This window comes from Streptomyces sp. NPDC059477 (genome assembly GCF_042749375.1).
In the GTDB taxonomy this organism is placed as follows: Bacteria; Actinomycetota; Actinomycetes; order Streptomycetales; family Streptomycetaceae; genus Streptomyces.
In genome coordinates this window covers 33,017-42,964 of record NZ_JBHYUG010000070.1, presented here as the reverse complement: position 1 = coordinate 42,964, position 9,948 = coordinate 33,017, and the positions used below count along the sequence as shown (strand labels likewise).

Genomic DNA, 9,948 nt, shown 5'->3' with positions numbered 1-9,948 from the left:
TCCCCCCGCGAGGGACCCGGGGGGGTCCCCCCCCCCCGGCTCACCCCCCCCCCCCCGAGCCCCCCCGCCCGCACCCCGCCCCGGGGCCCCCCGCCCGCTCAGTCGCCGCCGGCCAGCTTGTTGCGATAGGCGTAACCCACCGCCTGGGCCCGGTCATTGGCGCCGATCTTGGCGAAGACGCGGTTGATGTGCGTCTTCACCGTGGCCCGGCTCACCGTGAGCCGCTCGCAGATCTCCGTGTTGGACAGGCCCTGGGCGATCAGGGTGAGCACCTCGGCCTCCCGGGGCGTCAGTCCGTCGGGCAGGGCGCGGTCGGAAAGGGCATGGTCGGGAAGGGCGCGGTCGAACGGCCTCCGGCCCTCGGGCTCTCTCGGGTCCCCGGGCGGTCTCCGGCCCTCGGGCTGTCTCGGCTCCTGGTGCGGTCCCCGATCCTCGGACACTCCCCGGTCCCCGGGCGATCTCCAGCCGTACGCCGGGGCTCCCGCGCGGGCCTCCGCCGGGCCCGGCTCCGCGCGGACCCCGTCGACCAGACGGGCCTGCACCACGGGGTCGAGCCATGTACGACCCCGGTGGACATTGCGGATCGCCGTCTCCACCTCGACGTCGTCCGCGTCCTTGGTCAGATAGCCGCGGGCGCCCGCCCGAAGCGCCGGGAAGACCGAGTCGTCGTCGGCGTACGTGGTCAGGACGAGAACCGCCGTCTCCGGAACCGTGTCCCGCAGCGCCGCGGTGGCCCCGATGCCGTCGAGCACCGGCATATTGAGGTCCATCAGCACGACATCGGGGCGCAGGCTCTCGGCCAGCCGCACCGCCTCGGCCCCGTCGCGGGCCGCGCCGACCACCTCGATGCCGTCCAGCATCCCGATCAGCAGCACCAGCCCGCCCCGTACGACCTGCTGGTCGTCGGCGACCAGCACCCTGATCGGCGCATCGGGTCGCGTCCCTTCCGTCATGCCGGGACCTCCATCCGCACACTCCACCCATTCTCCGTCGGTCCCGCGCTCGCGCTGCCGCCGACCGCGCTCATCCGCTCCCGCATGCCTCGCAGCCCCAGCCCCGAGCCCTCGAACGGCGGCGGCTCGGGCGGGCCCCCGGCCGTCCGCCGGTCCTCGACCGTCAGGACCGTGCCGCCGTCGTCATAGCTCAGGGTCACGGTGGTCTGCGCCCCGCGCGCGTACCGGGCGGCGTTGGTCAGCGCCTCCTGGGCGCCGCGGTACAGCGCGAGGTCGATGTCGGGGGGCAGGGCGCGGCGTGCCCCGGTCACGGACAGGGTGACGTCGATCTCCAGATCCACCCGGTACCGCTCCACCAGCTCCGGCAGCCGGTCCAGCGAGGGGGTGCGCTGCCCGCGCAGCGCGCCGACGGCCCGGCGGGCGTCGCCCAGCCCTTCCTTCACCAGCTTCCCGGACCGGTCGAGCAGTTCCTGGAGATCCTGGCCCGCGTCGTCCCGCCGGGCCATGCGGCGGGCGGCCTGCACCTGCACCGCCAGTCCCGACAGGGTCTGGGCGAGGACGTCGTGCAGATCCTGGGCGATCCGGGTGCGCTCGGCCAGCGCCACCGCCTCGGCCTCCGCCTCCCTTGCGTCCTCCAACTGTGCGAGCAGCAAGGACGCCCGCTCCTCGCTGTCACCGGCCTGCCGCATGCTCAGCGCCATCAGCGCGAGGACCGCGCAGAACAGCAGTTGGGAGAACACATCCTCCACGCCGCCGTTGGCCCCGGCCACCTCCGCGATGACCAGGCCGCCCAGGACGATGCCGCCGACGGCCAGGGCCTGGCGTCTGCGCAGCACCAGGAACGCGGTCAGCACCGCCACCGACGGCGGGAGCACCGACGCCGAGCCGGGCTGCACCGCGCCCAAGGCGATCCCGAACCCGCTGATCAGCAGGCAGAACATCAGGCAGACCCCGGGTGAGGCCACATGCCACCGTCCCGAGGCGACGGCGGCCAGCGGCAGCAGGGTGCCGAGGAGCAGGAGCGTGACGGCGAGGTGCGTCCCCTGCCGGCCGGGGGCCGGATCGGAGAGCAGCGACTGCACCGCGAGGGCCACCAGGATGAGCCACAGCACCGGCCGCAGCCGCCGGGTCCGCCGCTCCCGCCGCTCCCTCGCCCCGGCGAGCGCGGCGGCCATCCGGGGGCTGACCGGCACGGATACCGGATCCGACGGGTCGTGGGCAAGGTCGCTCATGCTCTGAAGGATAGGAAGGCCGGGGGCGGGACGCGGGAGGGACGCGATGGAGGCGACGGGCACAGGGCCGGTGGGCGCAGACCCGGTGGACGCAGACACAGTCGTCATAGACCCGGTCGGCGCGGAGCCCGTGGGCACGGACCCCGTGGGCGCGGACCCCGTGGGCAGAGGGGAGCCGAAGGGACGGGACGGCCGGGACAGCCGGGAGAGAAACGGAGGCCGGAAAGGAGGCGAGGGGCGGGAGGGAGTCCGAGTCCGGGAGGGCAGCGAAGGGCGTCGCATCGGGCTCACACCCGGGCCGTGACCCGTGCCCCCGAGGTCAGCTGCCGGGTCCTGATCCGTACCACCGCGAGCCGGCACAGCACCTGGGCCAGGGCCATCAGCAGCAGGGCGGCCGTCCAGGCGGCGGCGCCGGTGATCAGATGGTCCTGGCTGAAGCGGGCTATGTCCGTGGCGCCGCTGTGGCTGGCCCAGTACTCGAACCCGGCGCGCGAGGCCATGCCCACGATCCACAGGGCCGCGGCGACCACGCCCGCCTGGGCGAAGGCGACGCCGTCCGTGGCGCGGCTCAGCCGGGTGGTGGCACCGCAGGTGATGCCCAGGATCGCCCCGACCAGAACCGTCGCACCGTACAACTGGACGTCGTGTCCCTCCGTGGGGAAGGACTTCAGGTAGTAGGCGGCAGCGGCGGCGACCGCCACGAGCGGCAGGAGCGCGTTGCGCAGTGTCTGGCGGGTGCCGCGGATCTGCGGGATGACGAGCAGGATCAGTGCCGCGGAGATCAGATAGTCGATGGTCGTCATGGCTACGAGCGTGCCGTGCCCCGGCTCCCGGAACATCGGCCCAGGAGTTGATCACCGGGTTGATTTCTCCCTCAACCCACGGGTGGAGACGGGCTGGAGACAGAGACCGTTCACCCCACGCCCTCTTGTCCCCGGCCGCCGCACCCTCCATGGTGGACGCGCGTCACCCGTTCCCCCGCACGAACCGCGTCCGCCGTTCCCCCGCACGAACCGCGTCCCGCATTCCCCCCACACCACGCGAGCCCCCGTTTTTCCCCCCCCCACGAACTGAGCGCCCCACCCAGACAGCGCCCTCGCCCCACCTCGCCCGGACAGGGAGACCCCATGCTTCGACGCACCATGAGACTGCTCGCCACGTTTGTCATGCTCCTGTCTGGTATCACGGTGGGCACCCTGGCCACCGCCGGTACCGCGCACGCCGACGGCTGCTACACCTGGAGTCGCTCCCTGTCGCAGGGCGCCACCGGCGCCGATGTCACCGAGTTGCAGATCCGCCTGGGCGGCTACCCCGGCTACGGTGCCGTCCTGGCCGTCGACGGCTCGTTCGGCCCCGCCACCACGGCCGCCCTCAAGCGCTTCCAGTCGGCGTACGGACTGACGTCCGACGGCGTCGCCGGAACCGGCACGTACAACCAGCTCTACGCGCTCCAGGACGACGACTGCACGCCCGTCCACTTCTCCTACAGCGAGCTGAACGACTGCAACACCACCTGGTCCGGCGGGGCGGTGACCGCCGCGACCGCCAAGTCGAACGCCCTGCGCACCATGTGGAAGCTGGAGGCCCTGCGGCACGCCCTCGGTGACCAGCCGATCACCGTCACCAGCGGTTTCCGCTCCCAGACCTGCAACGCGGCCGTCGGCGGCGCGAGCGACAGCCGCCATCTGTACGGCGACGCCGCAGACCTCGGCGCCGGCCCGCACTCCCTGTGCACGCTCGCCCAGCAGGCCCGCAACCACGGCTTCCGCGGCATCCTCGGCCCCGGCTACCCGGGCCACAACGACCACACCCACCTCGACCACCGCGCCGCCCAGTACTGGTCCGCGCCCACCTGCGGCATCTGAAACACGCGGCATCCGAAGACGGTCGCATCCGAAGACGGCGGCATCCGAAGATGGCGGCATCCAAAGTACGGCGGCATCCGAAATACGGTGGACACCACCCCACCCCGCCCGGAACTGTGGCGTGCATGGATCAAGAGCAGCTCTGGAACACGGACATGGCCCAGCGCTACGACACGCCAGGCGAGGGCTACTTCGCCCCTGAGGTGGTCGACCCGGCGGTGGACCGGCTCGCCGCACTCGCGGGTGACGGGGCCGCTCTCGAATTCGCCGTCGGAACCGGGCGGGTGGCGGTGCCGCTGGCCGCGAGGGGCGTGCCGGTCACCGGGATCGAGCTGTCGCGGCCGATGGTCGAGGTGCTGCGCACCAAGGTCGATGCGTCGGCGCTGCCCGTGGTGATCGGCGACATGGCGACGACCCGGGCGCCAGGGACGTACGGCCTCGTCTATCTCGTCTTCAACACCATCTCCAATCTCCAGACCCAGGCCGAACAGGTGGAGTGTTTCCGCAACGCCGCCCGGCATCTGGAGCCCGGCGGGCGGTTCGTGATCGAGCTGTGGGTGCCGGAGCTGCGCAAGCTGCCGCCCGGTCAGCAGGCGACCGTGGGGATCTGCGAGCCGGGTTATGTCCTCCTCGACACCTATGACGTACTGCGGCAGCGCGCCGAGTCGTACCACTTCCGCTTCGACGAGTCCGGTCGGGCGCGGCTGGACCGCAGTCCGCACCGGTACATCTGGCCGGCCGAACTCGATCTCATGGGCCAGCTGGCGGGGTTCGAGCTGGAGAGCAGACACGCCGACTGGAGCGGGGCGGAGTTCACCGCCGAATCCCCCTCCCACGTCTCCGTGTACCGGCTGCCGGAGCGGGCGCCGCAGTGACGCACGCCCTCGCGGGCGGCTGTCGTACGACGGATGAGGTCCGAGGTACGAGAGCCGCCCGCGAGGTCGGTCACAGGGTCAGCAGCGCGCGGCCGGCGACGCCCGGGTTCGTCAGGGGTCTGACGACGAGCCGGACCAGGGCCAGCGCGTTGTCGTCCCCGGCTATGCGGTTGGCGCTGAGTTCGCCGCAGGACCGGCACTGATGGATGATCATCCATTCACCGTCGGGCCGTACGGACATCCCCAGTGCCTCCATGCGGCCCCGGCAGTCCGCGGCGCGGTCACCGGGGATCCGGCGGTCCACATGGAGACTGGCCAGGCAGTACGGACAGTGGTTGCGGTGTGCGGTGCCGGGGGCGGCGATGGAGACGTCGAGCCGGCAGGACACACACCTGAAGTCGTTCGCCCGGTGTCCGCCCTGGGTGTGCAGGACGTCCTTGCGGCGCTGCGGGCGGCGATCGCCGCCGTCACCACGGCTGTTGCTGCGTCGAGGCATTGGTCGGTTCCCTCCTTCCGGGACGGTCAGAGGGTGCCGAACGCTTCGAGCGGGAACGGCGGCTGGGCGAGCGGCCGTACGGCCATCCGCATCAGGATGAGCTGGTTGTCGTCCCCGCAGACCGGGTTGGACGTCAGCTCGTCGCACCGTACGCAGCGGTGGATGACCATCCAGTCACCGGTGCGCAGCACGGCGATGGCGATGGGGGCCATCCGGCCGTGGCAATCGCCGGCACCGCCCTCGACATGATCGAGGACGTGCCGGGAGTGCAGGCACGACGGGCAGTGGTTACGTCGTTTCCCGTCGCCCGCGACGGCGGACACGGTCAGTCCGCACCATGCGCAGGTGAAGGTGTCGATCTTGAGGGTGTGGTGAGAGGTGTTGCCCATTTTGCTGGACACCCGGGGTGCTCCCTGTCGAGAGATGGATCATGACAGCGAGAGCAGGCCGAGCAGCCTCGACGAGAGGCGCCGCGTGCGCGAGGACACGGGCGGGCGGAGGATTACGCGATACGACGAGGCGCGCTCGGCGCGGGCCGAAACATAGAACACCCCTACCAAGGCCATCGGGCCGGATCGACTGGACGTGCGAACGGTTCAAGCCAACGCGCCGCTCCTGGCAGACGTCAAAGCATTTTCCGGCGCCCCGCCCCGCTCAGTCCCGCTCAGCCGAACATGCCCGGCACATACGTGCCGGCAGGCTGCCGGACGATCACGTTCAGCCGGTTGTAGGCGTTGATGATCGCGATCAGCGACACCAGCGCCGCGAGCTGGTCCTCGTCGTAGTGCCGGGCGGCGGCCGTCCATGCCTCGTCCGTGACCCCGCCCGCGGCGTCGGCGATCCGGGTGCCCTGTTCGGCCAGCTCCAGGGCGGCCCGCTCGGCCTCGGTGAAGACGGTCGCCTCGCGCCAGACGGCGACCAGGTTGAGCCGGGTCACGGTCTCCCCGGTGGCCAGCGAGTCCTTGGTGTGCATGTCGACGCAGAATCCGCAGCCGTTGATCTGACTGGCGCGCAGCATGACCAGCTCCTGCGTCACGGACGGCAGAGCCGAGTCCCTGACCGCCTTGCCCGCCGCGTTGGCGCGCCGCAGAAAGTCGCCGGAAGCCTTGTTGGCCATCAGATTCAGTCGGGCGTCCATGGTGTGCTCCCTCTGTGCTTCCCGTTGGTTGCACAGCTCTGACGCACCGGATCGGCCCGTTGTGACAGCATCGAATGTGACCCGCGTCACGTCATCGCGTGAGCAGCACCGCCACCTGGTCCAGGGCGTGGCGCGCCACCCGCCTGCCCAGCCGGATGCCCACCTCGTCCGCGTACCGGGTGTGGACGCCGGACAGGATCCGCGCCTCGACATTGTCGTCCGAGAGCTGCTTCCAGGTGGTGTACGTCCTGGTCACCCCCGGTGCGCTGGGGCTGGTCAGCGGAAATGGCTCGGTGCGCGCCCCGAAGCGCTCGGTCAGTACGGTCTCGGCGGCACCCGAGTAGGTGTTGTGGCCGCTGGGGTGGTCGGGGTGCGCGGGGGTGGTGTGCAGGGGCGTCCAGGCCGGGTCCGGGTCGATGGCCCCGGTACGGATCGCGGTCACGGGGCGCCACCGCTCGTGGGCGTACTTGCTGTCGGCCGTGGCGATCTGCGTGTCGACCAGCGCCACATGGAACAGGGCGACGCTCAGCGCCTGCTCCGCCGTGCCGTGGCCGGAGCGGGACAGCGCGACGCGCAGGGGCTCTGTGTAGAGGGTGAGGGAGGAGCCGTACCAGAAGGTGGCGGTCTCCGTCTGGTGGGCGCTGCGGACCGTGCTGTGCAGGGCCCCGTACGCCCGTACCTCCGCCAGGTCCGCCGCGTAGCGCCGGGAGTCCAGGGCGGGCGGCGGGCCGAGCCTGAAGTGGCTGGGTGAGGCGAGCAGGAAGGGGCGGGCGAGCCGGTTGCCGTACTGGACGGCGGGCAGGTGGTCGGGGGGCGTCGGCTGCCAGCGGCCGGGCTCGGGGGCGGGCACCGGGTAGGGGGCGTTCACGGACGCGGGGTCGAGGCCGTCGCCCTGCCGGGAGTCCAGGACCAGCGTGGCCTCATGCCGGCCTGCCGCCGTGCCGAGGTCCTTCGCCGGGCCGGCCGGGATCGTGGCGAGTGTGTCCGCGAGGGTGGCGTCGAGCTGTTCGGCGCGGCTCGGGACCAGGGTCACCAGCGCCCGGTGCACGGCCGAGGCGAGCGCCGCCGCGCGGAACGCGCCGGGGTCGGTGACGCCACCCGGCACCGCACGCGTGGCCCGCGCCGCCGCCAGCCAGCCGATCGCCCAGGTACGGCTGTTGGTGATCTGTGTCGGCGCTCCGGCCGCGGCGAGGGTGAGAGCCGTGGCGTCGTACCAGGCGAGGACGATGGCGTCGTACGACGTACGGGCGGCGGGTGCCGGGGTGGGGGTACCGGTCGCGGCGAGCGCCCGCGGGGCTCCGGTCAGGGCGCCCAGTACGGCACCGGCGCCCAGGGCGAGGGCGGTACGGCGGGCGGGACGGGCTCCGGACTGAGTCACGCGTACTCCTTCGGGGAGGTGGGGGACACGGTCTCCGGGATCTGCTGTGCGGAGACGTCCTCGCTGCCCGCCGTGGCCCGCGCGTTGTCCACGTACGAGACGGTGAGCGGGAAGGCGGTCAGCAGGGCCAGAACGGCCAGGTGCCCGAATCCGGGCAGGCGGGTGCGAGACGTCATGAGGGCCTTCACAGGGAACGGAGAGATACCGCTCTGGAAACGCGGGTGGGGGGCATCAGAGGCGGTGGACGAGTGTCGGGGTGCCCGGTCAGCGACACACCGCGGTGGCGGTGCGCATCAGATCGATCGCTCGCCGCTTTCGCAACTCCCGGGGCTTCCGCATACTCCTGAAGCTAACCGGGCGCCAAATTCCGGTCAAGAAGGGGGAGTTGAGGAAGAGGGTGCTGCAATGACAGCTTCGTGGCCGCGCCATGCTTCCGCAACAGAAGACTCATCGGCTTCGTCCTCGTCACCCGGCGACAGCAAACGCCGTGCGCCGCGCCCCCTCACCGTGTGCTCGCTACGTACGGGTCCGGTCCCCGTCCGGCCGCTCCAGCGCCACCCTCGGGAGCAGCCGCGCGAGCGGTCCCGGCAGCCACCAGGCCCGGGTGCCGAGCAGGTGCATCACGGCGGGCACGATCGGACAGCGGATGATCACGGCGTCCAGCAGCACCACGACCGACGGCCCCAGACCGAACTGCTGGAGCATCCGGCCCGGACTGAGCACGAACGCGGCGAACACCACGATCATGATGGCCGCGGCGGCGGTGACGACCCGCCCGGTCGCGGCGAGCCCCTCACGCACCGGATGAACGCCTCGACCGGCCCCGGCTCCACGCCGAACCAGCCCTCCTGGAAGACCGAAGTGATCGCGCCCAGGGCGGCGCCGTGCTCGCGCGGCAGATCGGTGGCGGTCTGCGAGTCCGTGCCGGGCAGCGAGAAGTCGTTCCGGTAGACACTGCACGCCGCCCGGGGCGCCCGGAGTGCCCGGCGCGGGTGTGTCCGGCGGAACGGGCGGGGTCCCGGTCTGCGGGGTCCCAGTCTGCGGAATCGCTGTCCGCGCGTCCCCTGTCCGCGCGTTCCTTGGGAGAGGTGATGCCCGATCACATCGTGCAGGTCGCGTGCGATGCGCAGCCTTTCGTCGCCGATCGCGCGCCGCTCCACCCGCCGGCCACGCAGCCGGGGCAGGACGTCGGAATCCATGCGTTCAGCGTAGGCCGGGCGTCCGACCTGTGCCTTCCTTCTGGAGGCGAATCCCCTGGGGGACAGGGTGCAACTCCAGGGGTAGTCCCTACGACGGTGGCGTGGCGGTCAGTCGACCAGGGCGCCGGGTGCCACCGGGTGGGCCTCGACGCCGGGCGTGGCGAGCAGGTCGGCGATCAGTTCCGGGGTGCCGCCGACGTAGGTGCTGACCAGGTCCACATCGCCGCCGAGACACCAGGCGGTGTCCTCGGGCCACCACAGGTCGGGCAGCTCGGCGAACTCGTCCGCGGGTTCCGGCGCGGTGACGTCGGTGAGCGCACCGGACAGCAGGACCCTCTCCCGGTGGGGTGTGGCGAAGGTCGGTACGCCGTCGAACTCCAGACGCCCGTAGCCGTGCCACAGGCCGAACCAGCAGCGGTCGGGGGTAGTGGTGTGCCGGGTGAGGACGGGGACGAGGGTCGCGGCCAGCTCGATGGGCGTGGGGCCCTCGGCGGGGTGCTCGTCCCAGACGCCGGGCAGGCCGGGGTCGGCGTCGTTGAGGTAGTCGCGGTCCTTGCCGATCAGCTCGTGCCAGCGGGTGGCCGCGCTCACCTCCCGCCCGTAGGCCGCGGCGACGGCCGCCCAGCGCACCGGGCGCTCCCCCAGTGCGGCGGGGTGCAGCAGCCGTGCGTAGGCCGGGAAGCCAGGGGTCGCGACGCCCGCGACGGTGCCGAAGTCGCCGTGTCCTCCGGCATGTTGGAAGAACCGGCGGGCCGGGGGCGGGTTGGGGGAACGCACCCCGGTGGCCGGGGGGGCCGGGGGGGGGGGCGGCC

The 9,948-nt window shown here is 72.2% G+C and carries 11 protein-coding genes and 2 pseudogenes; 2 read left to right on the top strand and 11 right to left on the bottom strand.

The window, feature by feature from the left end:
- Positions 1 to 98: 98 nt before the first annotated feature.
- The 3 genes from ACFXAZ_RS28450 to ACFXAZ_RS28440 all read right to left on the bottom strand — a co-directional run bounded on the left by ACFXAZ_RS28450 (position 99) and on the right by ACFXAZ_RS28440 (position 2,988).
- Positions 99 to 953 carry a response regulator gene (locus ACFXAZ_RS28450; RefSeq protein WP_384596996.1) on the bottom strand — a complete coding sequence of 285 codons (855 nt, stop codon included), beginning with the start codon at positions 951 to 953 and terminating at the stop codon, positions 99 to 101.
- Complete coding sequence (locus ACFXAZ_RS28445; RefSeq protein WP_384596994.1) at positions 950 to 2,185, bottom strand: sensor histidine kinase; 1,236 nt, start codon at positions 2,183 to 2,185, stop codon at positions 950 to 952. Before ACFXAZ_RS28445 ends, ACFXAZ_RS28450 begins: the two co-directional genes overlap by 4 nt.
- Before the next feature lie 287 nt (positions 2,186 to 2,472).
- Positions 2,473 to 2,988 carry a hypothetical protein gene (locus ACFXAZ_RS28440; RefSeq protein WP_384596992.1) on the bottom strand — a complete coding sequence of 172 codons (516 nt, stop codon included), beginning with the start codon at positions 2,986 to 2,988 and terminating at the stop codon, positions 2,473 to 2,475.
- A 324-nt stretch (positions 2,989 to 3,312) separates the two neighbouring features.
- On the opposite strand from ACFXAZ_RS28440, the gene ACFXAZ_RS28435 reads away from it, so the two are divergent.
- Both ACFXAZ_RS28435 and ACFXAZ_RS28430 read left to right on the top strand, forming a co-directional pair.
- Complete coding sequence (locus ACFXAZ_RS28435) at positions 3,313 to 4,050, top strand: D-Ala-D-Ala carboxypeptidase family metallohydrolase (protein ID WP_384596990.1); 738 nt, start codon at positions 3,313 to 3,315, stop codon at positions 4,048 to 4,050.
- 125 nt (positions 4,051 to 4,175) lie between these two features.
- A complete protein-coding gene (locus tag ACFXAZ_RS28430; RefSeq protein ID WP_384596988.1) occupies positions 4,176 to 4,925 on the top strand; it encodes a class I SAM-dependent DNA methyltransferase in 750 nt (249 codons plus the stop codon).
- Between the two features lie 70 nt (positions 4,926 to 4,995).
- Here the strand turns inward: ACFXAZ_RS28430 and ACFXAZ_RS28425 are convergent, their stop codons facing one another.
- From ACFXAZ_RS28425 to ACFXAZ_RS28390, 8 genes and pseudogenes are all read right to left on the bottom strand, one after another.
- Complete coding sequence (locus ACFXAZ_RS28425; RefSeq protein WP_384596986.1) at positions 4,996 to 5,421, bottom strand: RNHCP domain-containing protein; 426 nt, start codon at positions 5,419 to 5,421, stop codon at positions 4,996 to 4,998.
- A 26-nt stretch (positions 5,422 to 5,447) separates the two neighbouring features.
- Complete coding sequence (locus ACFXAZ_RS28420) at positions 5,448 to 5,810, bottom strand: RNHCP domain-containing protein (RefSeq protein ID WP_384597000.1); 363 nt, start codon at positions 5,808 to 5,810, stop codon at positions 5,448 to 5,450.
- A gap of 275 nt (positions 5,811 to 6,085) precedes the next feature.
- Positions 6,086 to 6,559, bottom strand: a complete 474-nt coding sequence (locus ACFXAZ_RS28415; protein WP_384596985.1) for a carboxymuconolactone decarboxylase family protein — start codon at positions 6,557 to 6,559, stop codon at positions 6,086 to 6,088.
- Between the two features lie 91 nt (positions 6,560 to 6,650).
- The gene (locus ACFXAZ_RS28410) at positions 6,651 to 7,937 is read right to left on the bottom strand and encodes a vanadium-dependent haloperoxidase (RefSeq protein ID WP_384596983.1); all 1,287 of its coding nucleotides are present in this window, start codon (positions 7,935 to 7,937) and stop codon (positions 6,651 to 6,653) included.
- On the bottom strand, positions 7,934 to 8,113 hold the full coding sequence (locus tag ACFXAZ_RS28405; protein ID WP_384596981.1) for a hypothetical protein: 180 nt from the start codon (positions 8,111 to 8,113) through the stop codon (positions 7,934 to 7,936). The genes ACFXAZ_RS28410 and ACFXAZ_RS28405 overlap by 4 nt, the downstream gene beginning before the upstream one ends.
- Before the next feature lie 340 nt (positions 8,114 to 8,453).
- Positions 8,454 to 8,818, bottom strand: a pseudogene (locus ACFXAZ_RS28400) (MMPL family transporter); the annotation flags it as partial.
- Positions 8,819 to 9,043: 225 nt separating this feature from the next.
- A pseudogene (locus ACFXAZ_RS28395) lies at positions 9,044 to 9,136 on the bottom strand (hypothetical protein); the annotation flags it as partial.
- A 108-nt stretch (positions 9,137 to 9,244) separates the two neighbouring features.
- Positions 9,245 to 9,948: hypothetical protein (locus ACFXAZ_RS28390; protein WP_384596979.1), on the bottom strand; the 704-nt coding region annotated here is incomplete at its 5' end.